The sequence below is a fragment of the Rhodococcus sp. NPDC056960 genome (assembly GCF_042674125.1).
GTDB lineage: Bacteria > Actinomycetota > Actinomycetes > Mycobacteriales > Mycobacteriaceae > Rhodococcus_F.
Map to the genome: position 1 here is coordinate 241520 of NZ_JBHURF010000009.1, position 24366 is coordinate 265885.

Sequence of the window (24366 nt, forward strand, 5' to 3'; positions counted from 1 at the left end):
GTGCGAGGAGGCCGATATGGACGTCCGGTTCATCTCCGACGAGGGTGTGCGTTCGTATGCGGCGTCGGATCTGCGGATGCTCCTCGATCGACCCGACGGAGTGGTCTGGGTGGATATCCCCACCTGGGACGACCAGGCCGAAGATGCGATGACCACCGTATTCGGGTGTCATCCACTCGCCGTGCGGGATTCGAGGGACCGCAATCAGGTACCCAAGGTGCACCGGTACGAGGACCACTTCTTCGTGGTTCTGCACGCACCGCAGTCGGGGGCGCACGGGCACGTGCATTACGTCGAGCTGGACCAGTTCATCGGAAGCAGATATCTGGTGACGGTGCACGGTCCGGTGAATCCGGCGGTCGACCCGTCCACGGCGATGGTCGAGGTGAATGTGGTGCTGGGCCGGCTGGAATCGGGCAAGTTACGACCGGGCACCGGATTCGAATTGTCGTTCGCGGTGCTCGCCGCGTTGACGGCGCGGATGCGCGCCTACACGGCGGACCTGACGAAGGACGTCTGGAAGCTCGAGCAGCAGGTCACCGGCGGGCACCTCGGCAACCCGGAAACTTTTCTCGACGAGATGTTCCGAGTCCGACACGGTCTGCTCACGGTCGGCACGATGGCCGCATTGAGCCGCGAGGTGTACGGCCGGATGGTGACCATCGAGGCGTTCGGCGCAGGGAAGGGGCAGGACCTCCTCCTCGACGCAGTCGATCAGTTCCAGCATCTGACCGTGATGGCCACCGGTCAAAAGGACTACCTCCAGGGCACGATCGAGTTCTACCAGGCACGCACGAACACCAAGATGACGATCGCCGCCGAACGGCTCGCCGTCATCGCGGCCGTGACTCTGCCGATCACGGCCCTGTCGTCGATCCTCGGCATGAACGTCATCGTCAACGACCGGACATTGTGGTCCTGGGTGGCCCTGATCATCCTCGTGATGCTCGCGATGTCCGGTGCGCTTCTCGTCTGGGCCAAGCGCAAAGGCTGGTTCTGATTCGCGCGACGGGTCGAACGCGCACGGGGCGGTGGTGAGTGCGAGCGGGATTCGCCGGCGGGGGGAGTGGCTGTCGCCCGGATGTGAATCGCGCCGACTGGCGCGAGGGCCTGCGGTGCTGTACAACATACTCATAATTTTGTGATTCAGGTCACTTGACCGCTACTTGGGGAACGCCAGCACATGACCCGCACGACCGTGCACCAGGACGATCAGCACATCGCGTCGCCGCTCACGTCCGACGAGCAGCCGCGCCACACTCTGCGTCCGACTGTGTACATCGCTTCTGTCTCGGCAGCAACTGCCACCGCGCCCGCAGTCGTCGTGACGGGATCCATCCTCGTCGCGATTGCGACGTCGGTGTCAGTGCTCGCTGCCGTGGTGCTCGCCGGCGTCCTCATCTGACGTGTCCGCCTCGCGGATACACCGTTCGACCGCTACCGGCTCTTGCCGACGCAGAAGACAGAAGGCACGTGCATGGACACTCTCTCCACGCCGACGTCCGCACGCCGCCGCAGCTTCGCCACTGCTCGCGGCTCGATGAGCACGATCGACATCAAGAACCGTATCGAAGCGATGTTCCGCGAGGGCGACGAAGCAGACCGCGCGACCACCGCCGGAGCCGAGTAGCCCGGCGCTCGTCCAAGACGCCCGTCGTGATGCCGGGCCGACCGGATTGATGCCGGCCGTCCGCTACCGGACGGGCACGTGGCCGTGGTTCGGCGCTGCCAGTTGCACAGCCCGTCAGGTGTGCGCGATCCTGTCCACCTTGTCGAGCGCGGCGCTCACGGTGCTGCAGGTAGAGATCATCGCGGCGAGCCCGGTTGCTTCGAGTGGCCGGAGTACCGCTCGGCCACCTGCGAGCACCCACGTAATATGTTGTTGCCGAGCAGTTTCCGCAAACTCGGACAGTACCGACAATCCTGACGTTCCGACGAAGTCGACAGTGGTCATGTCCACGACGATGCGTGAGGACGAGCCGCCGTCCGTGAGTTGCGCGAGGGCGAGTGCGAAGGACGGGGCCGCCAGCACGTCGATGTCTCCGGTGATACGCCCCACTGTGGCGTCGACGGCCTGCGCGACTTCGACCACCATTCGGAGACCTCTCTCGGGGGAGGGGATGTCGCGGGTGGCGTACAGTCGCGGTTCCGCCTGGGGGCTGACACAGGGTGGCGTGCGGGTTGGTTTCATGACCCTCCGATCGGGGTGCACTCTGTGGGTGCCCGCGCGCCGGAGGAGTGAAGTAGTGGAGTCTCAGCGCGAACGCCACGGTGGGAGTGCGCGCATATTGGTCCACCGCGCTCCGCTGCGGCCCGGACAACCTGCGGCTGTGTTCTCAACCACGCTGGCTCAACACTACTTCTCCGTCAGGTGGGCATCAACCGATTGCCAACTTCACCGGACTCGCGACGGCGGACGCCGGCGCACGAGTGGTTCTTCAGTCGAACTTCGAATTGTGGTGCGCGATGATCTCGCGGGCGACGCCGGTGAGCTTGATGTTCATGTCCTGCGATGTCTTGCGCAGCAGGTCGAAGGCGCGGTCCTCGGAGATGTCGTGAAAGGCCATCAGCAGTCCGATCGCTTTTCCGATCTCACGGTTGCTGGCCAGCCCTGCGCGCAGGGTCTGGGCTTCCTGATGTTCATGGAGTGCGGTCAGCGTGACCGCGGCGAATGCCGTGATCAGAATCGCCTGATCGATGGATTCGTCGGTGAATGTCCCCGGAGTGTCCGAGAACAGATTGAGAGCGCCCACCTTGCGGCCCTTGATCAGGAGCCGGAAGCCTGCGGCGCCACGGACGGGGGTCTCGGCGATCGCCCGCTGCGCGAGGCGCGGCCACTGCGCCGACCGGGCGAGGTCTGCTTCGACCTGCGGTGCTTCCTTCTCGATCGCATCGAGGCACGGCCCTTCCTGCTCGGCCCGCTCGAGCGCGTCCACGTGGGCGGCGACGCTGTCGCTCGCCCCTACCGTGAGGTGCTGGTCATTCTGCTTCAGCATGATGCTGGCGTGCGTGCACCCGGGAACGAGGACCGCCGCGGCGTCACAGATCGCCTGATACACCTGCGCGAAGTCGTCGCCGCTGTAGACCATCTCGGCCAGCTTCGCGAAGACTGCGCTGGGAGAATCGCTGGGCATGACTCGCCTCCTGAGGTGCGACAACACGGCGTGTGCCGGGCGTCGCCTTTCTCGCGACGTCCGATCCAGTCTGCCAGAACAGCGGAGCCCGGATACTGCTCGTTCCCCACGGTCGGGGCGATTCTTGCTGCCTTCGCGCGTCGTGAGGGGAGGCGGAAAGGGTAGGGCTGTAACGCCACTGCGGCAGCGCGCGACTTGTCTGTTAACGCGTTGACACCTATTCGGGTGCTCCACACGCGCCACGAACGGATGGGGTGGACCATGGAACGTCGCGTTTCAGCACGCAAGGTCGCGCATCGACGAAGGATCGCAGGTTCTCTGGTGGCGCCCGGCGCTCTGGGACTGGCAGCGCTGCTCGCGACGCCGTGGTCGAACCCCGGTTCCCCGACCACGACGGCGACGGCCCTGACAGCTGCGGCGTCGAACGCGTGCTACGACATGGTCAGCATCGCCGTCGCCGGCCGCGGGGACACCCCGCGGCCGGGAACGCATCAGATGCTCGTGGCGCCCGACGGCACTCCGCTTCCCGCGTCGTACTCCAGCAACTACACCAGTCCGTGGATCGACGAGGTGGTGAACGCTCCCCAGCAAGCGGTCGGGGGAGGGTCGTATGCCGCCGTGTACGTCGAGTATCCGGCGAACATGAACTCCTACGAGGACGCCGTGAACGCCGGCGTCGACAACACCGAAGCCGTCATGCGCTCGATCCATGCGTCGTGCCCGGATACGAAGTTTTCGATCGTCGGCTACAGCGAGGGCGCCGATGTCGCACGGCGCGTCGCGATGGAGGTCGGCAATCAGGAGAGCGCAGACGGCTCGTACGAGATCCTCGACCCCGCATCAGTGGTCGGTGTCGTCATCCTCGCGGACGCGGGCAGAGACCTGGCCAGTGGGCCGTTCCCGGGTGCTGAGAACGAATTCCGCAATCCTGACGGTTTCGATCTCGCCTACCAGTCGGGGCAGTCGGGCACCCCCGGACGGGGTGCGCTCCCCGGCACCTCCGGCAGCTTCGGCGCGCTGGACGGCAAGGTGGCGTCCTTCTGCTCGGAGGGCGACCTCACGTGCTCCGCGCCCGAGAACATCGCCCTGCTGCAACTGGCAATCAACGTGGGACGGCAACTGAACGTCGACTCCCTGCAGAAGGACGGACTGACTCCGGCGACGGGCCAGGACCTCGCCGTGGTGCTCGGGCAGGTCGCGCTCGCCGCCTTCGCGGACATCCAGGCGCAAGGTGACTGGATGCAGTCCGACGAGACGTTCCTCGACGTCCTGGTCAAGGTGTCCGATCCGGCCTACAAGCCGGGTACCGCGACAACGGCGGCGAGTGCACAGACCGGCCCGATCTCGTCGAACAAGGCGGTCGACCTCGTGTACCTGCCGACGAAGGTGCGGAACGAGATCATCGGATTCATCGAGGACAACGAGAACACCATCCAGGTGGCGATGAGCGATCCGTACCAGCAGACGCTGGGCGAGGGCACCGGCCACCACTTCGACTACTGGCGTGATGCGGACGCAGGCGACGGGAAACCTCTGACGTCTGCCCAGTATTCCGCGGCCTGGCTGACCCACCTCGCGCAGGAGGCGGAGAAGGGGAGGCAGAGTGCCGCCGCTGCGGAGCCGTCGACGGCGAAGCTTGCTGCGGCATCCACGAAGTCGGCGGAGGGGACGTCGGTGGCTCCCACCGCCGACATCGCGACGAAACCTCGGTTGGCGAGCAGCGCAGGCACAACGACGCAGACGACCAGCAGTGTCGCGACCTCCACGACGACCCCGACGACAGCCCCGTCGAAGGTTGCGACGACCAGTTCGCCGGCATCTCCGCCCGCGTCCTCGGCTGCCGCCGAGGTGGTGGCGGAGACGACGCCGCCGACGGCGGAGCCGCCGACGGCGGTGGAGTATGCACCCGAACCGACGACGACGGTCACGACGGCGGTGGAGCCCACGCAGACCGTGGTGTCGCGGGCGGCAACCACCACCCCGGCCGTGACCACGACTCCTCAGCCGGCGGCCGGATGAACCAGGCTCACCGCGGCTGTCAGTGACCGGCCGGGTCGGTCAGTGACTCGCCGTCGAGTGCCTTGATCCGACGTCGCTCGAGAAGTACCAGCGTCGTGCCGAGCACGAGGCACAGCACGCACCCGATACCGCCGACGAGGGCCCATCCTTCGAAGCCGTAGCCTGCTGCGACGAGCGTCAACCCGAGCACGGCGATGCCGGCGGCGATCAGGATGTATCCCGGCCAGTTGCGGCCGTCGGTGATCGCTTCACCGGCGTGATTGCGCATCGTGTGTGCGGCGTCCTGCGGTCCGTGTTCGGGCGGGAGTCTTCGGCTCGGTCCGTTGTCCGGCTGATAGGTCACTACAGTCCTCCTGGGCTCGACCGGTGTGTCGTCAGTCGGTGTCGACGGTGTCGGATTCCTCCGCCAGCTCGGGTGCGTGCTCCCGGGTGGCCATGCCGCCGTCCCTGCCGTGGTCCACGGGACCCGGTCGGCCGCCCTTCGGTTCGTCCTTCTCCCGTTTCTTGTCCTCGGCCATGTGTGCCCTCTCCTCGTCTCCCGTGCCGCCTACCCGGGAGCCTCCCGGGCGAAACACGATGCGTTCCCGCGCACTTCACCGTTCGGGGGATTCCGATTCGTCTTCGCGCGAACGGTGCCGTGATTTCAGGATCGCGGCGAAGATTCCGAGTGCGATGAACATGCCGAGGGCGACCGCGGCGGCGACGGCCCCGGCGGCGGGTGACAGCACGAAGCTGAAGATCAGGGTCACCACGCCGATCAGTGCCAACCCGAGGGTGGCGATGCCGCACATCGCGAGGCGGTGCGACGCGGCGACGAGTTCCCGGAGCGCGTGGCGGCGAAAGAGCATGCGATGCAAGCCGGCCGGTGCCACCAACAACATGGTGGACGTCACCGACAGTGCGACGGTCGCGAGATAGATGGCCACCTCGCCGTCGGTGAGGTCCTCGAAACGCTGCTGGAACGGCAGCGTCAACAGGAAGCCGGTGAGAAGTTGCACTCCGGTCTGCACGACGCGCAGTTCCTGAAGGAGACCGTTCCAGTTCCGGTCGAGCCTCTGGGTGTCGGTCTCGTGGCGGGCACGGAAATTCCAGTTCGCATCGTCCCGATCGAGTCCTCGGCTGTCCATCGGCATCGGGTACCCATTATCGGACGGGAATGCACCGGGGCCCGCCCATCGGTGAGATGGACGGGCCCCGGACCGGGAAACCGAGAACTACCGTCTGCCGGTGACGAGTTTGACCAGGAACAGAAGTATGACGGCGCCGAGGAGGCACGTGAAGAAACTGAACCAGAGACCGCCGCCTTCGACGTCGGTACCGAAGAGTTTGAGGATGAAGCCGCCGAGCAGTCCGCCGACGACGCCGACGACGATGTTGAGGATGATCCCCATCTGGGCATCGGTCTTCATGATCTTGCTGCCGATCCACCCGGCGAGACCGCCGATGATGATCCAGCCCAGAATTCCCAGTCCTAACACGTATCAGTCCTTTCGAGAGGTGGCGAGTGGCCTGGAGTGGCCGATGCGGACCGGATCCCGCCCGGCCCGCACGCGTCTCACTGTTCGGCGCGTTGCCGTGCTTCCTGAGCCTCGGCCTTGCCGCGGGCCTTTTCCGCTTCGGCCTCCTTCTCGGCCACCTCGCGCTGGGCGGCGGCCTTGTCCTGCTGCGCCTTACCCTCGCGGGTGAGGTCGTCCTGGCCGGTCACCGCACCCGCGGCTTCCTTCGCTTTTCCCTTGACGTCTTCGACGACGCCCTTGACGGCCTCTGACGGTCCGCCCGTGTTCTCAGCCATGTTCGTGACCTTTCGTTGTGGATTGGGGAACTACGGTTCTCAGCGCGCCTGCGTGGCGGCCTGCTTCTCGGTGTGGGCGCCGTTGGTGGACAGGTTGCCGCCGGAGTTCTCGAGGTGGGCGCGCACGAACCACTGAAACTTCTCGAGTTCACCGGTCTGCCCGATGAGCAGGTCTTCCGTAATCGGGTCGAGCTCGCCGGTCTCGGAGATCGCCTTGCGGTTGTCCTCGACGACGCCGCTGTAGACGAGATCGAGTGCGCCCAGATGTGCCTGCGCCGTGTCGCGCTTCACCGAGTAGTCGTCCCAGGTGCGGTCGCGGGCGATCGCGGCCGGGGTGCCGTCCGGCGATTGGCCGAGGGCGGCGATCCGTTCGGCGACCGCGTCCGCGTACCCCCGCACCAACTCGACCTGCGGGTCGATCATCTCGTGTACGCCGATGAAATTCGGACCCACGACATTCCAGTGAATGTGCTTGAGCGTCAGGTGCAGGTCATTGTAGGCGCTGAGCCGCTTCTGAAGTATGTCGGCAACTCGCGCTCCCTGCTCGTCGGAAAGGCCTGGCACGGTGAACTTCGACATTCTCGGTCCTCTCTTTCGCTGCTACCTGCCGTCGGACTTCGGCGTCTCCGAAAAGTTCGGTACCGCACGCCGTGAGGCGGCGGATCAACACTCTGCGTACCCCCGGTCGGGATTTTCGAATCATGGGGCCGCGTTCGGTGATGCACAGTTCCTTCCTCGTCCGCAGAAGTTCCGACAACATGACCGTACTACAAAATCTATGCCTAACAAAACAGATCTTCTATGGTTCGGATGTCGGATGCAACGGAGGCAATACATCTCGATTCGGCAAACGCTCAGCGCGAACGGCCGCACACCCCCGGGGGAGGCACTACGTTCGGTCCAATTCGACCGGGTGTCGACCGTTTACACCGAGGAGAAGCGATGATCAACGTGGTTCTGCTGGTGGTTCTACTCGTCGCGAGCCTGGGCAGCGGAGCCGCGCTCCGCGGCCTGGCCGATCGGAGGGCAGCGCGGTGAGCGCGGGGGACACGCTGCGCGCCCGGCACTCGACGCCGCTACGCACGGGCACGGTGCGGTGGTTCAACGCCGAACACGGGTTCGGATTCCTCGCGCCGGCCGACGGATCCGACGACATCTTCGTGCACGTCTCCGAGATCGCCGGCGACGGCCACCGCATCCTGCTCGAGGGTCAGCACGTGCGTTTCGCCGTCTGCCGAACCGATACGGGCGATCAGGCACGGGACGTGCGGATCGCCTGACGCCGCGGCCGGGGAGGGCCGATCGCGTCGGACGTTCACACTTTGTTTCGCCGGCGGGTTGAGGCTCCCGGCAGCTGGGTACGCTGCCGGGAGTCGCAGAAACCGACGACACAGACGTGGAGTGCAGATGGCCGAGGTCGGCGAGGTAAGGCGTATGAAAACGAGATCCGGTGTGCCCGTGGAACTTCGTGTGGCAGCGGAGTTCGAACAACTGCCCGTCGTGCGCGCCGTCGCGGAAACTCTCGCCGTCCTGGGAGATTTCACGCTCGACGACGTGGCCGACATCAAACTCGCCGTGGACGAGGTGTGTTCGGAACTGATCGCGGCGGCCCCTGGAAGTGCCGAACTGACGTGCTCGTTCGCCGTCACGGAGACGGGGTTGCACGTGACGATCAGTGCACCCCTGACCCGGGGCGGGGTGCCCAACCGGGAGAGTTTCGGGTGGCACGTGCTCGAAACACTGATGAACGCTGTCACGGTGTCGGAAGCATCCGCGGCCACCGACGGATCCGCCGGACGGGCCGTGACGGTCGAACTGGTCAAATACCGGGGCACCATCTAGTGACGCCCGTTTCGGAGCGCGGCGAACGGCACCACCCCGGCAGAGACGACTACAAGGACGTGGCGCCCGCGATTGCGCGCCTCCGAGCGTCCGACGAGTCCGCCGGCGAGGCGTCCGCGCTGCGCGACGACATCATCACCCGATGTCTCCCGCTGGCCGACCACATCGCGCGCCGCTTCGGCGGCCGCGGGGAGGCCCACGAGGATCTGCTGCAGGTGGCCCGGCTCGGCCTGGTCAAGGCGGTCGACCGTTTCGACCCGGACCGCGGTTTCGACTTCGTGTCATATGCGGTGCCGACGATCATGGGGGAGGTGCGCCGGTACTTCCGCGACACGGGCTGGTCGATGCGGGTTCCCCGGCGCATGCAGGAACTCCACGCGTTGATCACCAAGGCCGTCGACGAGCTGTCGCAGGAGCTGGGGCGGTCCCCGTCGGCCAGCGAGATCGCGGCCGCACTCGAACTCGACGTCCGGGAAGTATCCGAGGGCCTGCTCGCGAAGAACGCCTACCAAACCTTGTCGATGGATGCCGCCATGGGTGATGATCCCGACGACCTTCCCCTCGCCGAGACGCTCGGCGAGGAGGATCCCGAGCTCGCGAACGTCGAGAGCCACGCCTCGGTGCGGCCCGCGCTGGAGAAACTCCCGCCCCTCGAACGACGCGTTCTGATGTTGCGGTTCTTCGGATCGATGACACAGACGGAAATCGCCCAGCGCGTGGGCGTCTCGCAAATGCAGGTATCGAGAATCCTGTCGCGGACCCTGTCGGGGCTGCGGGAGCAACTCGGCGGCGGCTGACCGGGGACGGCGTCGGTCGAATCTGCGGGTTTCCGCGTTCCCCGCGTTGGGCACACGACCGGTGATGATTCGATGGATGGACAAGAGGCTGTTGTACCCAGGACGGAGTCCGGGGCGTCTGCGCGCCTGGTCGCTGCAGGGTGGGCACACCGCGGTGGTGCAGTCGGTGAAGGCGGCTGTGGCCGCCGTGCTCGCGTGGATCCTGGCCGACCGCATTCTCGGGTTGCCGCAGCCGTTCCTCGCACCCTACGCGGCGGTGTTCATGATCGAGGTCACCGTGTCGCGATCGCTGCGGGTGGCCGGTGAACAACTTGCGGCGGTGTCACTCGGCGTGGTGCTGGCCGCGGTGGTCGGCGCCCTCGTGGACTCGGTCACCGTCGGGGTGGGTGCGACGGTACTGGTGGGCCTGCTGCTCGGCCGCTGGCACAGATTCGGTGCGAGCGGTGTGTGGGTAGCGGTCACCGCGCTGCTGATGGTGACGTACGGCGATTCCGACCAGCCGGGGATGCTCGGCGAACGGATCCTGGAAATCGCGTTGGGCGCGGTCACCGGCGTCGCCGTGAACGCGCTCCTTCTGCCCCCGCTGTATCTGACGCGGTCGGAGCGTGCGCTGACCGGGCTCGGTTCGACGGCCACTGCGCTGCTGCGCGACGTCGCCCGGGAACTGAGCGAACCGGGCACCGCCGAACCCGGTCGGTGGAGCGAGTGGTCGGCGCGGGTCCGGTGGCAGCTGGACGATGCACTCGACGCGGTGGCGTGGACGGAGGAGAGCGCACGGGGCAACTTTCGGCGGTCGGCCACGCCCGCCGCGACAGGAACGCGGTGGCGACGAGCGGTCGTGACTCTCTCGGAGAGTTGGCCCCTCTGCACGGAGCTCGTGCGCGCCGCTCGGCTCGCGGTGACGTCGCACCCCCCGTTCGATCCGCTCCCACCCGCGATCCGGGACGGTGCCGCCGCGTTCGTCGAGGCGCTCGCCGACCTGGTCGAAGCCGAGTTCGCCTTCCACGACGACCGCGAGGGATGGCGCACCGCAGCCCGGACCGCGCAGGCGCAGCTCCACGGCTTCGAGGACGCCGTCGCCCATTCCGAGAATCCGACCCGGGGTTCGTGGTTGAGCGCCGGCAGCCTCCTGCGGCCGTGTTCGGCGGCGCTGAGCCTGCTCACCGGGGAATCCGCCGCCGATCACGGGCGGCGACGGCGTTAGGACGGGGATCGGTGGACGGCGGAGGCCGCCGGGTCGAGTAAAGTCTTCTCGACGGTAGAGACAACTGCTGCGTTCGTTCAGTGGGTGTCCTGTCGGTTACACCCGGAATTTTGAGGTGTACCCGAGAATGACCGAGACTGCAGGTGAGCACCCGGGATCGCTGTCCCCTGACGTGGACGGTGCGACGATCGCCGCCCAGTTGGGTTCCCTGGCAACCGCACTCGACGAGTTCAATCGGAACTCCGGTTCGCAGATGGAGATGAGCCTGCTGCTCCAGCGGGTGTGCGAGCAGGTGGTGGACACGATCGCCGGCGCCGACATGGCCGGGATCTCGTTGTTGCGTGACGGGCGCGTGGTGACGGTGGCGGGCACCGACGACGCGGTCCGCGCGATCGACATCGACACCGTTCAGACGATCGACGGTGACTACTTCGGACCCGCGGGAGCGCGGAAGGTGGTCAAGGCGCGGGTGGACGAGGCCGCGCGCCGCTGGCCGGCGGTCGCCGACAATCTCGGCCAGGCCGGCATGCGCAGTTTCCTGTCCGCACCGCTCGCCGTCGACGAGGCCCTCGCCGGCACGCTGAACATCTACGGCGCGGGCGATCACGGCTTCAGCGAACTCGACGCTGTGGTACTGCTCGTCTACACCACGGCGATCGAAGGTCTGCTGCGGAGCGCCCGCAGCGTCGAGTTGGCGAGAAACGAGGTCACCGGCCTCACGCGGGCGATGAAGACCCGTGCGGTCATCGAACAGGCCAAGGGAATCGTGATGGCGCTCCAGGGCGTGTCCGCCGAGCAGGCGTTCGAGATCCTCGTCGCCCAGTCTCAGCAGGAGCACGTCAAACTGGCGGAGGTGGCCCGGCGGATCGTGGACTCGGTCACCAAGAATCTGGACTGACACGCGGTCCGGTGACGCCTCCGGTCAGTCGGCGGCAACCGGGGTGAGCGCACCGAGGAAGGACTGCGCCCACCGGTGCACGTCGTGGTCGAGGACCTGGCGGTGCAGCCTCGACATGCGGCGGCGGCCCTGCTCCCGCTCTTGGTCGAGCGCCGCCACGATCGTGTTCTTCACCCCGTCGAGGTCGTGCGGGTTCACGAGGTAGGCACCCCGGAGTTCGGCGGCCGCCCCGGCGAACTCGCTGAGCACGAGTGCGCCACCGAGGTCGGCGCGGCACGCGACGTATTCCTTCGCCACGAGATTCATTCCGTCACGCATGGGGGTGACGAGCATGACGTCCGCGGCCAGAAACAGTGCGATCAACTCGCTCCGATCGACCGGCTGATACAGGTAGTGCACCACCGGTCGCCCGATCTGGCCGTGATCACCGTTGATGTGGCTGACCTGCTCCTCGATGGAACTGCGCATCTTCACGTAGTGCTCGACGCGTTCACGACTCGGCGTGGCGAGCTGCACCATCACCGTGTCCGACGGGTCGAGACGACCTTCGTCGAGTAGTTCACCGATCGCCTCGAGCCGGAGGTCGATGCCCTTGGTGTAGTCGAGCCGGTCGACTCCGAGGAGGATCTTCCGCGGGTCACCGAGTTCGCGGCGGATCTCCGCGGCCCGCTCGACGATGCCCGGGTCGGTGGCCTGCTCGACCAATTGCCGGGAGTCGACGGAAATGGGGAACGCGCCGACCTGCACGACGCGATCGTCGAGCTGGACACGGCCGAGTGCACCGCGCACGCCGACGCCTGCCGTCGTGGTGTCGAGCCCCAGCAGTCTGCGCGCCAGGAACAGGAAATTGTTCGCCCCACCGGGCAGGTGGAAGCCGATGAGGTCGGCGCCGAGCAGACCCTCCACGAGCTCCTTGCGCCACGGCAACTGCATGAACAGTTCCACCGGCGGGAACGGGATGTGCAGGAAGAACCCGATCGTGAGGTCGGGACGCAGTTCACGGAGCAGGCGGGGCACCAACTGGAGCTGGTAGTCCTGCACCCACACCGTGGCGCCCTCGGCGGCGGTACGTGCGGTTTCCTCGGCGAAGTGACGGTTCACGTCCAGGTAGGTGTGCCACCAGGCCCGGTCGAAGACCGGTGCCACGAGCACGTCGTGATACAGCGGCCACAGCGTCGCGTTGGAGAAACCCTCGTAGTACCGCTCGACCTCGTCCGAGCTCAGTTCCACCGGAAACAGGTCGAGTCCACCGGACGAAATGGGTTCGACCTTGGTGTCGGGAACCCCCGGCCAGCCCACCCAGGAGCCGCGCTCCCGGCCGAGGAGGATGGGCTCGAGGGCGGTGACCAACCCTCCCGGGCTGCGTTTCCACCGAGTCGAGCCGTCGTCGAGAGTTTCCATGTCCACCGGGAGGCGGTTGGCCACCACCACGAAGTCGGAGGTGCCGTGCGGAGCGGTCTCGTTCACGCCGAGCGCCCACCCAGCCGAAATTCCGTGGTGACCAGCCCGAACGCGTCGTCGAGATCGGAGCAGAAGGGGATCCTGTCCGCCATGCCCATCGCCGTCAATGGTCTGCGGACGGAATTGTTTCCGGTCACCGCCCACGGCAGCGCAAGTCTGCGGGCGCGGGCGGCCATGACGCCGAGGATCGACAATGCCGACGCACAGCAGAACTGCACGTCCGTGAGGTCGAGCACGAACGGCAACCGCTCGTCGATCGCCTCGTCGAGGTGGCTGCCGAACGACGCGAGCGTGGTGACGTCGATGTCGCCGGAGATCCGGACGACGAGTACCCCGTCCGGGCCCGGCGCGCAGGCAACGACGAGCCGCCCGTGGTCGGGTCCGACCGCCCAGCTGAACAGCGTCGAATTCCCGGCACGATCGTGTGGTCGTGGCGGCGCATTCAGAACAGATCTCATCACGGACTCCTCACGGTAGAGCGACGAAGGAGACGGGCACGAGAGAAGGCGCGGCGACCGTGCCCGTCCGTTGCGGCTGGGGGCTCAACCGTGCAGGACTCCGACGTTACCCCACAAAATCGACGGTGGCGGAGAACCTTCGCCCGAGCAAACGGGTCCGGTCCACCAGTCGCGGCGGATTGCGCTGCTCGCCAGCGTGTTTCGCGCGCTCGATCGAGCGGGAATCGGGGCCTGGTAGCTATCGCGGCGGGATGGGTAATCGGCTCGCATGGAAATCATTGCCATCGTCATACTCGTCGCCGTGGTGGCGTTCGTCGTCGTACGCCGGCGGGCACGGAATCGGGACCGCCTGTGACCGGCTCCCGCGCCGACGGCGGTCACTACGGACGGCGCCGCTTCCTCTTGTGCGAACTGTCGCAGAACGGGGCGATGCTCGTCCGCCCACAGCGGCACAGTGCCACGGTGGCCCGGTCGTGGCCGATCGGGTTACCGTCGGGGTCCAGGATCCGCGCGGCGCCACGCACCAGGAGTGGGCCGTCGGGGCAGACTGTGATCGTCACGTCGGAGTCGTCGGTCCCGGCGGTGGGAATGGAGTTCATGTGACTACCTTGCACTCTCGGTCGATGTCGGACGCGGTGACGCGACGGGGAACGTCGATGCCCCTTCCGGCGCCGCGCGGTCCCGTGAGCGATCTACTGTTCACCATTCTGCGCGGAGATCGCGCCGACGCCACACCGTTCGTGCCGGCGGCGCGGTCGCTGGCGTCCGCGCTGGGCGAGGATCCGCGGGCGATCCTGCTCGACGACGATGCGCAGATCTGTCTCACCGCGCTGTACGAGTTGCACCTGCAGGGAATCACCGGTGTCGGCGACGACTGGGAGTGGAACGGTGATCTGATCGCCGCCCGGGCGGCGCTCGAAGCTCCGTTCGACGCCGCCATCCGCGACCTCGCCGACGCACCGACCGATGCCGGCGACGTGGTGGCGGCATTGTGGGACATGACGGCGCCCAGCACGGCCCCGGGGCTGTCGGGGTACATGGCCCACGACGCGGATCTCACGCAATTCCGCGAACTGTTGGTTCACCGGTCCCTCAACCAGCTGCGCGAGGCCGACGTGCACACTCTCGGCATCCCGCGGCTCGCGGGTGCACCGAAAGCCGCGCTGGTGGAGGTGCAGTCCGACGAGTACGGCGGCGGTCGGGCCGAGCGCATGCACTCGGCGCTCTTCGCGACGACGATGCGCGAACTCGGCCTCTCGGACAACTACGCGCACTACATCGACGCGGTGCCCGCCGTGACACTGGCATCGTTGAACGCGTTGTCCCTGTTCGGCCTGCACCGCAGCCGGCTCGGCGCCCTGGTCGGGCATCTCTGCGCCGTGGAGACCACGTCGGCGCTACCGAGCAAGAAGTACAGCGCGGGGTTGCGTCGCCTCGGGTTCGGGTCGGCGGCCACGCTGTTCTTCGACGAGCACGTGGAGGCCGATTCCGTGCACGAACAGATCGTCTGCCGGGACCTCGCCGGCGGTCTGGTGGCCGCGCGCCCGGAGGTGGGTGACGACATCTTGCTGGGGGCCGCCGCCTGCCTGGCCTTCGACGACCTCGTCGGCGACCACGTCGCCCGGTGCTGGGAGGAGCAGCGCAGTTCGCTGCGGCATCCCGTGGGGTAGGGGTTCAGGTGCCCGAGGCGGCCACAGCGTTCTCGAGATCGCTCAGCGACGTCTCCAGGTGCGCGATGATCCGCTGCAGATGCGGGACGGCGTGCCGGTCGCCGACGACACCGACGTCGAGCTGCCCCGACCGGCTCGTGAGGGTGATGCTCAGCGCCTGACCGCCCAGCACCGTCGGCGCCGGATACACCGCGTCCAGGCGGGCGCCGTTCCAGTACCGGGGCCGTGACGGGCCCGGCATGTACGAGATCATCACGTTGAACGGCGGGGGAGTGTCGTCGACGAACCGGCGCACCGGTTCCAGCAGGATCGGGCTGATCGCCAGCGCACTCATCACCTGGAACTGGGTGTGGCTGAGCGCGCCGAACACCCGGTTCGTGTGCTCCACCGATTCGCTGATGCGCGCGAGGCGCGCCGCCGGATCCGGCTCGTCGGTGGCCAGTCCGACGACCATCGCGCCGACGCCGTGGTCGCGGCCGCGTGGTCCGATCATGGTGCCGCCGAGGTCCAGCGGCACCGGCAGCATCGCCGTCAGCGGCGCGTCGGGCAGGGCGTACTGCTCGAGCAGATACCGGCGGAGCGCACCGGAACACATTGCGAGCACCACCGCGTTGATCGTGGTGCGGGCCGCGGTGGCCACCGACACCAGCCGCCGGATCGGCCACGACCGCGCCGCCAGTTTGCGGGCCCGGCCCACCGGAACGTTGAGCATCGTCGGCGGTGACTGCAGCGGAAGCGTGAGGTGCTGCTCGCGCACGCCGTCGTAGGCGACCTTCGCGAGTGCAGGCAGCACCCCGACGATGCTGGTGGCGGCCCGCACCCCGGCACGGACCATCGCGACGGGCAGCACCGATTCCCGCCGCGACGTGCCGGCCACCCCGGGGGTCCACGGTGCCGGGCAGTCCCGCACGTCGGGGTCGGTGGACAGGGCGTGGTGGAGCAGGCGCAGTCCGGCGGGCCCGTCCATCAACGACAGGTGAATCTTCGAGAACACGGCCGTCCGCCCGTCGGCGAGCCCCTCGATGACGTGCATCTCCCACATGGGGTGCTGCGGATCGAGCGGCATGCCGTGCATCTGGGATACCAGCGACAGCAGATCCTCCATCTTGCCGCGACCCGGGACCGCGGTGTGCCGCACGTGGTAGCCGAGATCGATGCGCTCGTCGAACGACCACCAGGGGTAGCTGGCCCCGCGAAGCGGGCGCACGGCGCGCCGGCGGAACATGTCCGACGCGGCCTCGTGCGACATCAACGCCTCGAACATGTTCCGTGCGTGGCCGGGGCCCGCCTCACTCGGCGGTTCGAACAGCTCGAGCGCCCCCACGTGCATGGGGTGGGACGGCGTCTCGAACAGCACGAACATCGCCTCGGTGGGGCTCATCACCGACATCCAGCGCCTCTTTCTCCGCTCGGGGCATGGCCGAGCATGCCCCGGCGCATCCCACGTCTCCAGGGTAAGCAGAACACGGAAACTTATTCCACAAGGCCGTTTTCACGCCACGACTGCTCATCCACGGTCGAGCTGCGGAAACACCGTCTCGCGGGCGAGGAGCAGCACGGCGGCGGCCACCGGAATCGCCAACAGTGCCCCGACGATCCCCAGCAACGCGCCACCGATGAGGACGGCGACGACCGTGACCATCGGCGGCACCTTGACGGTGCGGCCGATGATGCGGGGAACGAGCAGGTAGTCCTCGAACAGGCGGAGGGCGATGAAGAAGACGATGGTCGCCAGCGACACCGGCAGGGACACGGTGAGGGCGACCAGCGCCACCACGACGCCGGCGAGCGTGGAACCGACCACCGGGATCAGGTCCAGCACGGCGACGAGAACGGCCAGCAGCAACGGGTAGGGGACGTCGAAGGCGAGGAGCCACACGAACGTGAGGACGGCGGTGATCAACGAGATCAGCAGATTCCCCAGCACGTAGCCGCCGACCTTGGCGAAGATCTCGTCGCCGATCAGTATCGTGCGCGGCCGGCGGGAGTTCGGCGCCAGGCGGTAGATCGACGACCGGATGTGCGCGAAATCGGCGAGGAAGTACGCGGTGAGCACCACCACGATCACCATGCCGCTGACCGCGCTGAACACGAATTTCCCCGCGCCCACGAGCCCGCCGACGACGACCGGGACGTTGCTCGCGTCGAGCGCCTGACGTAGTTCGTCCTGCAGATGAAACCGGGTGCTGAGGTCCCCGAGGGCGGGGTAGCGCTGCTCGAGGTGACCCAAATAGTCGGGGGCGTTGTGCACGAGAGCGCCGCCCTGGGTGACCATCGGCGGGATCGCCGCGGCCAGGAACCCAGCCAGGAAGGCGAAGGCGACGACGAAAACCGTTGTGACGGCCGCCCATCGGGGAAATCCGTGCCGCACCAGCCAGGACACGGCGGGTTCGAGCCCGATCGCGAGGAACGCGGCGACGGCGATGAGGACGAGCACCCCGCGGGCCGCCAGCACCACCTCTATCAGGGCGTAGGTGACGGCGACACCGGCGGCGCCGGCCATGCCGATGAAGAACGGGGAACGGCGATCGAACCGCGGTCCCGGCCTGCCGAGGGGGTGCGACTCCGTGCTGATGCGGGCCGCGCTCTCCTCCGCGGCGACGATCGGCTGCTCGTCCGCGGGGGAATGCGGTTGGGCCACGTTGTCGTCGTGGCCCTCGGCGGCCCCGGTCACGGTCGCCGGACGACCCTGTCCCGCCGTCCGTGACCGGCATTGTCCCCGCCGATGCGCCGGCACCGGTCCGCGGCGGCCGGCCGGGTCGCGTCCGCGACCACGGGGCCGGGCATCGCCGGTGTCGAGCGGCAGTAGTCGTCGATCATCTCCACCGCCCGCTCCGCGCACACGGCGGGCGACGGCATCCGTCCGATACCGAGGCCGTCGATGACGACGACACTGCGACGGCCCAGTCCCTCTACGCCGAGACACCACCCGAAGGTCCGGTTCCAGGCCAGCACCGCGCTGCGTCCCGGCAGATAGTGCAGGCGGAACGGCAGAACGAGGACGGCGTCGAGTGCGTCGCCGGCCCACCAGTCGATGGAGTCGGCATGCACACTCCGGGCCACCGCGTGGATGTAGTCCCGAACGGTGTGGGTGTCGGCAACGCCTGTTCCACTCTTCATCGTCCACCGCCTCAGCTAGTAGACGATCGACATACCCGGCCCGGCGACAGTTGAAACTTCACTCACCGGGGTGCGCTCGAGGGGCGCGCCGCCGTCTTCTGCGGGTAGCCTCGCCGCATGCCGTACTTGGAGCGCTCGGGAGACGTGTTCGTGCTGTACCTCGGCGAGGAGGGGAAACGCGACAGCGAGAACGCATTTCACCCGGACTGGATCACGACGGTCGACGCACTGCTCGACCGGGTCGAGCAGCACGACGGCCCCGCCGCCCTGGTGACGACCGCGACCGGAAAGTTCTACTCCACCGGCCTCGACACGGGGTGGGTCCTCGCCAACACCGACAAGCTGAACGCCTACATCGACCGGGTGCAGGCCCTGTTCGCGCGTATCCTCACCTTCCCCTTTCCCACCGTGGCCGCGTTGGCGGGGCACACGTTCGGCGGCGGCGCCATCCTCGCCGCGGCCCACGACCATCGGGTGATGCGGGAGGACCGCGGCTACTTCTGCCTGCCCGGGATCACCATCGGGGCGAGTTACGCGCCCGGCAGCATCGCGCTGCTCGCGGCGCGGTTGCCCGCCCGGGCCGTGCACACCGCCCTGGTGACCGGCCGCCGGTACGGCGGCGTCGAGGCGCGCGAACTCGGACTCGTCGACGAGGTCGCTCCCGAGCAGCAGGTGCTCGCCGCGGCCGTCGAGCACGCGGAGGGTCTCGTCGCGACGCGCGGGCGCACGCTCGGCGAGATCAAGGCGTCGCTGTACGCGGACGCCGTCACCTCGCTCCGCACCCCGGTGGCGAATCTTCACGCGCAGGAGGCGTTGAACGGCGGCTGACCCACACGGAAATGCTCCGGAATGGGTGTCCGCCGAGAAAACGGGTACTACAAACGGCGAGGGGCGGTGCGTCGGGCACCCGCCCCCACCGGAACCCGGAGGCGAGCACCATGAAACGCGTTCTGACACTTGTCCTGCCGATTTTGCTCGCCGCCCTCGCGCTGACGGCGTGCGGCAGCGACAGCGGGGATTCGTCCGGTTCGACCGAATCGACGCAAGCCGGCGACCACTCGGGCATGCCGTCGATGTCCATGTCGATGCCGATGTCCATGCCGGCGGGCGCCGAGGAGCAGGGTGGCAAGGAGATCGTGATCAGCGACTTCAAATACACCCTCCCCGGCACGTTCGCGCCGGGAGAGCAGGTCACCGTCCGCAACAACGACACCGCCGAGCACACCGTGACGGCGGACACCGGCGACCTGTTCGACGTCGAGATAAAGGCCGGCGAGACCGCGACGTTCACCGCCCCCGGCCAACCGGGGACCTTCGCCTTCCACTGCACCTATCACCCGAACATGGTGGGCACCCTCGAGGTTCGGTGAAGGGCGTCAGTTCAGCGGCTCGATGCGGAAGACCGTGCACCGGTCCGCGGCGGCGGCGAACGCCTCGGGCGTGGCGTTCGCGACGGTCCCGGCTTTGAGGAACATGGTGACGCCGTGCGGGACGCGGGCCGGGAACTCGCGGAGGATCCGGCCCCGCTCCGCGACGGGTAGCGGCACCAGCCGAACCCGTTCGCGATGCCGGCCGCGGGTCAACTCACCGCGCCCAGCGGCAAGGGCGTTCTTGGCCCAATCCGATTCGGCGTACCCCGCGACCACGTAGCGCGCGCCGTCGACCTCGTACGGGGTGACGGGGGTCGACCGCGGCACGCCCGTGGTACGGCCGGGGACGGTGAGCGCCTGCATCGGCATGGGAACACCCACCCGGTGCAGGCCGACGATCACCTTGTTGACGTAGGCGAGGTACCACGGCGGCATCACTCGGTCGGTCCGGCGCACCATGATCTCGACTATAGGTCCGGAGGGGCGGTGGAGGGTTCCTCGCTGTCGCGCCACCAGCAGAACACGAACAGGGCCAGTGAGGCGACGAGGGTGGACACCACCCACACCGTGAGGGCGATGTCGACCCACGACCCGATCGGCGGGCTGCCCGGGAGGATGCCGCGCAGCGGCACCACGGCGAACAGCATCGCGGCCATCCAGCCGAGCATGTCCGTGTCGACGGCCCGTTTGCGCCGGAACGTCTGCAGTGCGACGAACGCGGCGAGCACGGCGAGGGTCGCCATCATCAGCAGGAGGATCCCGGCGTAGATGAGATTCCCGCCGGTGCGGGCGAATGTCACATCGGCACCGGTGCCGATGCGGGAGACGTCGGCGTCGAGCGCGACGGGCTCGGCGCGCGTCTTCCACCCGTCGACCCGGCCGTCCAGCAGCAGCCCCGTCGGCACCAGTTCCCGGTCTGCGCCGAGACCCTCGTACGCCTCCACCACCATCGGGTTCACCTCGAATCGGTCGAACGGCCAGATGGCCGCGTTGCCGTCGGTGATGAATTCGGTGTCGATCGTCGTGGGTGTGGTGCCGGCGTGGAACACGATTTCCTCGTGGCTCGTGGTGGGAACGAGCGAAACGGTGATGTCGCGGTTCAGGGTGTCGCCGTTGGCGTGGAGGAAATCGGCCCCGGCGGAGATCGTCACCTCCGCCTGCAGCCGATCCGTCGTCGGCTGCAGGGACTTCGTCGTCACGAGCACGATCACCTCGTCGTCGCCGCCCACGAACGGTCCGCCTTCGATGTACTCCCGGCTGCTCAACCCGTACACGGTGAGCGACGCCGCATAGATCAGCGCCAGCAGAAGCGCCGGCGCGACCCACCGGAGCCGGCTACGCGCGGAGACCGAAGACGCTGCCACCGTCGCAACATACCGCCGTCCGCCGCGGGTGGACCGGGTTTCGTCGCCCGATCAGATCCCGGTGTACACGGTCTTGCCCCAGGTGTAGAAGTCCAGTGCGGTGCGGCCCTGCTCCCGGAACGTGTTGGTGGAGGAGTCCTTCACACCGCCGAACGGCACATTCAGGTCGAGACCGGCCGTCGGGCGGTTGATCTTGACGATCCCGGCCTGCGCCCGCGCGGCGAAGTCCGTGGAGCGGGTCAGGCTGTCCGTGCAGATGCCCGCGGCGAGTCCGTAGCGGGAATCGTTGACGGCGGCGAGCCCCGCCTCGTAGTCGGCGACCTCGAGGACGGCGACGATCGGGCCGAAGATCTCGTCGGTGACCGCCGGGTCGTCGTGCGGCAGATCGGTGAGGACGGTGGCGGGGAAGAGGAGCCCGGCCGACGGATCGCCGTCGTTCTGTCCGTGCCGCAGTGTCGCGCCCCGCTCCACGGCGGAGCGCACGGCGGCCCGGTTCTGGTCGAACTGCGGGCGGCTGACCACGGCGCCCATGCGGGTCGTCTCCACCGCGCCGTCACCCGGAACGTAGAGCGCCGCCTGCTCGACGAGTTCCTCGACGAACCGGTCGCGGATTCCGGGTGTGACGTACACGCGGGACGTGGCGGTGCACGCCTGCCCGGTGAGTCCGAACGCCCCGGCGGCCACGACCTGGGCGGCGCCGCGGGCGTCGTCGAGCACGAGGACGGCGTTCTTGCCGCCCATCTCCAGCTGTACCCGGGCCCCGCGGGCACCGAGGATGTCGCGCAGCTCCGATCCGACGGCGGTGGACCCGGTGAACGACAGTCCCGCGACCCGCGGATCGCGTGCCAGGGCGTCGCCCACGACGCGTCCGGGCCCGTGGACCACGTTGACGACACCGGCGGGGAGGCCGGCGTCGTGGAGGGCGCGGGCGAGGTGCGTGGCGGACAGCGGGGTGAGTTCGGCGGGCTTGAGCACCACGGTGTTGCCCGAGACGAGCGCTGGGGCGGTCTTCCACGCCGGGATGGCGATGGGGAAGTTCCACGGCGTGATGAGCGCGAAGACGCCGAGGGGTTCGCGGCGCGTGGTGATGCCGGTGCCGGGGAGCCCGCTGGGCAGGACCTCGCCGGTGGCCGCCCAGCCGAGGGAACCGAAGAACCGCAGCACGTCGACGGCGCGTTTCACCTCGCCGCGGGCTTCCGCGAGGGTCTTGCCTTCCTCCCGGACGAGGTCCGCTGCCACCCCGGACTCGCGTTCCTGCAGCAGAGCCGCCGCCGCGAGGAGGATGGCGCCACGGGCCGGGGCGGGGAGCGCCGCCCAGGCGGGCTGGGCCGCGGCGGCGGCCGCGACGGCGGCGTCCACCTCCGCGGTGCCGCCGGCGGGGGAGTAGGCGGCGAGCTCGTCCGGGCGGGCCGGATTCCGGCGCGGGGTGTCGGCCTTGCCCCGCCATTCGCCGTCGATGAGGTGCTGCGCGGTCGGGGTGGAGTCGTCGAGACCGGGGACTGCGGGCTCGGGAAGTGTCGTTGTCATCGTGGTCCTTGGGTCGGCCTGGTCAGAGGTTGCGGATCAGTCCGCCGTCGCAGCGGAGTGCGACGCCGGTGATGTACGACGCCGGGGCGCTGCACAGGAATGCCGCGGCGGCACCGAATTCCGTGGGGTTGCCGTAGCGGCGGGCCGGGATGGTCTTGCGGGATTCGAGTTCGATGTCGGTGACCGTGACGCCGCGGCGCTTTGCGGCGGCGACGTCGAGTTCGGCCACCCGGTCGGTGGCGATCCGTCCCGGCAGGAGCAGGTTGACGGTGACGCAGTCGAGGGCGACCTCGGCGGCCAGGGTCTTGAGGTAGCCGGCGAGGGCGGCGCGCCCCGTGTTGGACACCGCCAGATTGGGCAGGGGTGCGGCGATACCCGACGACCCGATGGCCAGGACCCGCCCCCAGCGGCGCTCGCGCATGCCGGGCAGCACCCGGGAGACGAGCGCGTGGTGCGGGCGGAGCAGGAGGTCGAATGCCGCCGCGAGATCGTCCGAGCCCAGCGTCGCCGCCGCGCCGGGTTTCGGTCCGGGTCCGTTGAGGACGAGGATGTCGACCGGTCCGAGTTCCCGTTCGGTGCGCTCGACGGCGGCCGCCGTGCCCTCCGGGGTGCTCAGGTCGGCTTCGACGGCGATGGCCCCGTCGAGTGAGGCCGCGATCTCCGCGGCGCGCTCCCGTCGCCGTCCGGTGACGGCCACCCGGGCGCCTTCGGCGGACAGTGCGCGGGCGACCGCGAGGCCGAGCCCGCCCGTCGAGGCGGCGACGAGCGCGGCCCTGCCGGTGATTCCGAGATCCATCAGATCCTCCCGGCCGTGAGCGTCTCGCATGCCTGCGACGCCTCGGACAGGTGACTCCGCAGACTGTCCCGCAGCACCTCCGGGAATCCCACGGCCGGTGCCCGCACGGCCGCGTCGCGGATCAGTCCGCGCTGCAGCAACAGTTCCTTGCGGACGGCGAGAGCGATCTTGGCCTGCTGCTCGAAATTGACGAGCGGCAGGAACGGTTGCAGGACGTCGCGTGCCGCCTCGTAGCCGCCGTGCTGCCACGCACGGACGCAGGCCACCAGCGCTTCCGGGTAGGAGAATCCGGTCATGGCGCCCGCCGCGCCGGCGGCCAGTTCGTCGAGCAGGCCCTGCCCGCCGAGCCCGCCGAAGACCGGAACATCCACGGCGGCAGTCAGTTCGGCGACGGCCACCGAGGTCGGTGGGGACTCGGCCTTGACGGCGGCCACGAACTCGCACCGCCGGACGACGGTCGCCACCGACGCCGCGCTGACGGCCACACCGCTGGCGGCCGGGTAGTCCTGCAGGACGATGCGGGCGCCCGTGACCCGGTGCACGGCCTGCAGATGGTCGGTGACGACGCCGGGGTCGGCCGAGTTGGCCTGCACCATGAACGCCCGGATCCGGTCGCCGGCCACGGACCGGGCGGCCCGGATCTCCTCGACGACCGGCCGGGTGGCCAGGGCGGTGACCCCCACGACGAGCGGAAGGTCCGACGCCTCGGTGACGGTGTCGAGGACGAGTGCTCGTTCGTCCGCGGACAGCGCCGCGGCTTCCCCGAAGACCCCGAGCACCGTCAGTCCGACGGCACCGACCGACTCGTAGTGCTCCACGAGGGTGGCGAGGCTGTCGGTGTCGACGTCCTGGGTGCTGCCGGTGAACGGTGTGGCGACGACGCCCCACACCCCGTGTTCGAGTGCTTCACGCAT

At 68.4% G+C, this 24366-nt stretch carries 31 protein-coding genes; 12 read left to right on the forward strand and 19 right to left on the reverse strand.

Features of this window, described 5'->3' with window-relative positions; translation table 11 throughout:
• The first annotated feature begins 16 nt into the window (after nt 1–16).
• From ACFTWF_RS16480 to ACFTWF_RS16490, 3 genes are all read left to right on the forward strand, one after another.
• The gene (locus ACFTWF_RS16480; RefSeq protein WP_378462268.1) at nt 17–1000 is read left to right on the forward strand and encodes a magnesium transporter CorA family protein; all 984 of its coding nucleotides are present in this window, start codon (nt 17–19) and stop codon (nt 998–1000) included.
• Nucleotides 1001–1183: 183 nt separating this feature from the next.
• On the forward strand, nt 1184–1405 hold the full coding sequence (locus ACFTWF_RS16485; RefSeq protein WP_378462269.1) for a hypothetical protein: 222 nt from the start codon (nt 1184–1186) through the stop codon (nt 1403–1405).
• A gap of 72 nt (nt 1406–1477) precedes the next feature.
• Nucleotides 1478–1630: a hypothetical protein gene (locus ACFTWF_RS16490; protein WP_378462270.1), complete on the forward strand. Its 153-nt coding sequence runs from the start codon at nt 1478–1480 to the stop codon at nt 1628–1630.
• A gap of 114 nt (nt 1631–1744) precedes the next feature.
• On the opposite strand, the gene ACFTWF_RS16495 is transcribed toward ACFTWF_RS16490, so the two are convergent.
• Together ACFTWF_RS16495 and ACFTWF_RS16500 are read right to left on the reverse strand one after the other, a co-directional pair.
• Entirely contained in the window at nt 1745–2095 is a 351-nt protein-coding gene (locus ACFTWF_RS16495) for an STAS domain-containing protein (RefSeq protein ID WP_378462271.1), read from the reverse strand.
• Between the two features lie 343 nt (nt 2096–2438).
• Nucleotides 2439–3134, reverse strand: a complete 696-nt coding sequence (locus tag ACFTWF_RS16500; protein ID WP_378462272.1) for a GAF and ANTAR domain-containing protein — start codon at nt 3132–3134, stop codon at nt 2439–2441.
• Between the two features lie 261 nt (nt 3135–3395).
• Between ACFTWF_RS16500 and ACFTWF_RS16505 the strand changes: the two genes are divergently transcribed.
• Nucleotides 3396–5153 (forward strand): cutinase family protein, encoded by a 1758-nt coding sequence (locus tag ACFTWF_RS16505; RefSeq protein ID WP_378462273.1) that lies wholly within the window; start codon nt 3396–3398, stop codon nt 5151–5153.
• 19 nt (nt 5154–5172) lie between these two features.
• On the opposite strand, the gene ACFTWF_RS16510 is transcribed toward ACFTWF_RS16505, so the two are convergent.
• From ACFTWF_RS16510 to ACFTWF_RS16535, 6 genes are all read right to left on the reverse strand, one after another.
• Entirely contained in the window at nt 5173–5496 is a 324-nt protein-coding gene (locus tag ACFTWF_RS16510; protein WP_378462274.1) for a hypothetical protein, read from the reverse strand.
• A 31-nt stretch (nt 5497–5527) separates the two neighbouring features.
• A complete protein-coding gene (locus ACFTWF_RS16515) occupies nt 5528–5671 on the reverse strand; it encodes a hypothetical protein (protein WP_378462275.1) in 144 nt (47 codons plus the stop codon).
• Nucleotides 5672–5746: 75 nt separating this feature from the next.
• On the reverse strand, nt 5747–6280 hold the full coding sequence (locus ACFTWF_RS16520) for a DUF6328 family protein (RefSeq protein WP_378462369.1): 534 nt from the start codon (nt 6278–6280) through the stop codon (nt 5747–5749).
• A gap of 87 nt (nt 6281–6367) precedes the next feature.
• Nucleotides 6368–6631, reverse strand: a complete 264-nt coding sequence (locus ACFTWF_RS16525; RefSeq protein WP_378462276.1) for a GlsB/YeaQ/YmgE family stress response membrane protein — start codon at nt 6629–6631, stop codon at nt 6368–6370.
• Nucleotides 6632–6708: 77 nt separating this feature from the next.
• Nucleotides 6709–6945, reverse strand: a complete 237-nt coding sequence (locus ACFTWF_RS16530) for a CsbD family protein (RefSeq protein WP_378462277.1) — start codon at nt 6943–6945, stop codon at nt 6709–6711.
• Nucleotides 6946–6984: 39 nt separating this feature from the next.
• Nucleotides 6985–7524: a Dps family protein gene (locus ACFTWF_RS16535; RefSeq protein ID WP_378462278.1), complete on the reverse strand. Its 540-nt coding sequence runs from the start codon at nt 7522–7524 to the stop codon at nt 6985–6987.
• A 455-nt stretch (nt 7525–7979) separates the two neighbouring features.
• Here ACFTWF_RS16535 and ACFTWF_RS16540 point away from each other — a divergent pair, with 455 nt between their 5' ends.
• The 5 genes from ACFTWF_RS16540 (at nt 7980) to ACFTWF_RS16560 (ending at nt 11686) form a co-directional block, all read left to right on the forward strand.
• A complete protein-coding gene (locus tag ACFTWF_RS16540) occupies nt 7980–8225 on the forward strand; it encodes a cold-shock protein (protein WP_378462279.1) in 246 nt (81 codons plus the stop codon).
• Nucleotides 8226–8352: 127 nt separating this feature from the next.
• Complete coding sequence (locus ACFTWF_RS16545) at nt 8353–8787, forward strand: ATP-binding protein (RefSeq protein WP_378462280.1); 435 nt, start codon at nt 8353–8355, stop codon at nt 8785–8787.
• Nucleotides 8787–9584 (forward strand): SigB/SigF/SigG family RNA polymerase sigma factor, encoded by a 798-nt coding sequence (locus tag ACFTWF_RS16550; protein ID WP_378462281.1) that lies wholly within the window; start codon nt 8787–8789, stop codon nt 9582–9584. Before ACFTWF_RS16545 ends, ACFTWF_RS16550 begins: the two co-directional genes overlap by 1 nt.
• 76 nt (nt 9585–9660) lie before the next feature.
• Nucleotides 9661–10788, forward strand: coding sequence for an aromatic acid exporter family protein (locus ACFTWF_RS16555; protein ID WP_378462282.1), 1128 nt, complete (start codon nt 9661–9663; stop codon nt 10786–10788).
• A 127-nt stretch (nt 10789–10915) separates the two neighbouring features.
• Nucleotides 10916–11686, forward strand: coding sequence for a GAF and ANTAR domain-containing protein (locus ACFTWF_RS16560; protein ID WP_378462283.1), 771 nt, complete (start codon nt 10916–10918; stop codon nt 11684–11686).
• 24 nt (nt 11687–11710) lie between these two features.
• On the opposite strand, the gene ACFTWF_RS16565 is transcribed toward ACFTWF_RS16560, so the two are convergent.
• The 3 genes from ACFTWF_RS16565 to ACFTWF_RS16575 form a co-directional block, all read right to left on the reverse strand.
• Complete coding sequence (locus ACFTWF_RS16565) at nt 11711–13153, reverse strand: trehalose-6-phosphate synthase (protein ID WP_378462284.1); 1443 nt, start codon at nt 13151–13153, stop codon at nt 11711–11713.
• The gene (locus ACFTWF_RS16570) at nt 13150–13605 is read right to left on the reverse strand and encodes an STAS domain-containing protein (protein ID WP_378462285.1); all 456 of its coding nucleotides are present in this window, start codon (nt 13603–13605) and stop codon (nt 13150–13152) included. Before ACFTWF_RS16570 ends, ACFTWF_RS16565 begins: the two co-directional genes overlap by 4 nt.
• Nucleotides 13606–13985: 380 nt before the next feature.
• On the reverse strand, nt 13986–14204 hold the full coding sequence (locus ACFTWF_RS16575) for a CDGSH iron-sulfur domain-containing protein (protein WP_378462286.1): 219 nt from the start codon (nt 14202–14204) through the stop codon (nt 13986–13988).
• Between the two features lie 24 nt (nt 14205–14228).
• Between ACFTWF_RS16575 and ACFTWF_RS16580 the strand changes: the two genes are divergently transcribed.
• Nucleotides 14229–15275 carry an iron-containing redox enzyme family protein gene (locus ACFTWF_RS16580; RefSeq protein ID WP_378462370.1) on the forward strand — a complete coding sequence of 349 codons (1047 nt, stop codon included), beginning with the start codon at nt 14229–14231 and terminating at the stop codon, nt 15273–15275.
• Between the two features lie 4 nt (nt 15276–15279).
• Here the strand turns inward: ACFTWF_RS16580 and ACFTWF_RS16585 are convergent, their stop codons facing one another.
• From ACFTWF_RS16585 to ACFTWF_RS16595, 3 genes are all read right to left on the reverse strand, one after another.
• Nucleotides 15280–16665 (reverse strand): wax ester/triacylglycerol synthase family O-acyltransferase, encoded by a 1386-nt coding sequence (locus ACFTWF_RS16585; protein ID WP_378462287.1) that lies wholly within the window; start codon nt 16663–16665, stop codon nt 15280–15282.
• Nucleotides 16666–16782: 117 nt separating this feature from the next.
• On the reverse strand, nt 16783–17949 hold the full coding sequence (locus ACFTWF_RS16590) for an AI-2E family transporter (protein ID WP_378462288.1): 1167 nt from the start codon (nt 17947–17949) through the stop codon (nt 16783–16785).
• On the reverse strand, nt 17946–18395 hold the full coding sequence (locus ACFTWF_RS16595) for a DUF6292 family protein (protein ID WP_378462289.1): 450 nt from the start codon (nt 18393–18395) through the stop codon (nt 17946–17948). Before ACFTWF_RS16595 ends, ACFTWF_RS16590 begins: the two co-directional genes overlap by 4 nt.
• Nucleotides 18396–18512: 117 nt before the next feature.
• Here ACFTWF_RS16595 and ACFTWF_RS16600 point away from each other — a divergent pair, with 117 nt between their 5' ends.
• Nucleotides 18513–19223 carry an enoyl-CoA hydratase/isomerase family protein gene (locus tag ACFTWF_RS16600; RefSeq protein ID WP_378462290.1) on the forward strand — a complete coding sequence of 237 codons (711 nt, stop codon included), beginning with the start codon at nt 18513–18515 and terminating at the stop codon, nt 19221–19223.
• A 110-nt stretch (nt 19224–19333) separates the two neighbouring features.
• Nucleotides 19334–19765 (forward strand): cupredoxin domain-containing protein, encoded by a 432-nt coding sequence (locus tag ACFTWF_RS16605; RefSeq protein WP_378462291.1) that lies wholly within the window; start codon nt 19334–19336, stop codon nt 19763–19765.
• A 6-nt stretch (nt 19766–19771) separates the two neighbouring features.
• Here ACFTWF_RS16605 and ACFTWF_RS16610 read toward each other — a convergent pair whose 3' ends face one another.
• From ACFTWF_RS16610 to ACFTWF_RS16630, 5 genes are read right to left on the reverse strand one after another with little or no spacing between them, the layout of a single operon-like run.
• Entirely contained in the window at nt 19772–20224 is a 453-nt protein-coding gene (locus ACFTWF_RS16610; protein WP_378462292.1) for a nitroreductase family deazaflavin-dependent oxidoreductase, read from the reverse strand.
• Between the two features lie 8 nt (nt 20225–20232).
• Complete coding sequence (locus ACFTWF_RS16615) at nt 20233–21129, reverse strand: DUF4436 family protein (protein ID WP_378462293.1); 897 nt, start codon at nt 21127–21129, stop codon at nt 20233–20235.
• 51 nt (nt 21130–21180) lie between these two features.
• On the reverse strand, nt 21181–22656 hold the full coding sequence (locus ACFTWF_RS16620; RefSeq protein ID WP_378462294.1) for an aldehyde dehydrogenase family protein: 1476 nt from the start codon (nt 22654–22656) through the stop codon (nt 21181–21183).
• A gap of 22 nt (nt 22657–22678) precedes the next feature.
• Nucleotides 22679–23452 carry an SDR family oxidoreductase gene (locus ACFTWF_RS16625; protein ID WP_378462295.1) on the reverse strand — a complete coding sequence of 258 codons (774 nt, stop codon included), beginning with the start codon at nt 23450–23452 and terminating at the stop codon, nt 22679–22681.
• Nucleotides 23452–24366: a dihydrodipicolinate synthase family protein gene (locus ACFTWF_RS16630; protein WP_378462296.1), complete on the reverse strand. Its 915-nt coding sequence runs from the start codon at nt 24364–24366 to the stop codon at nt 23452–23454. Before ACFTWF_RS16630 ends, ACFTWF_RS16625 begins: the two co-directional genes overlap by 1 nt.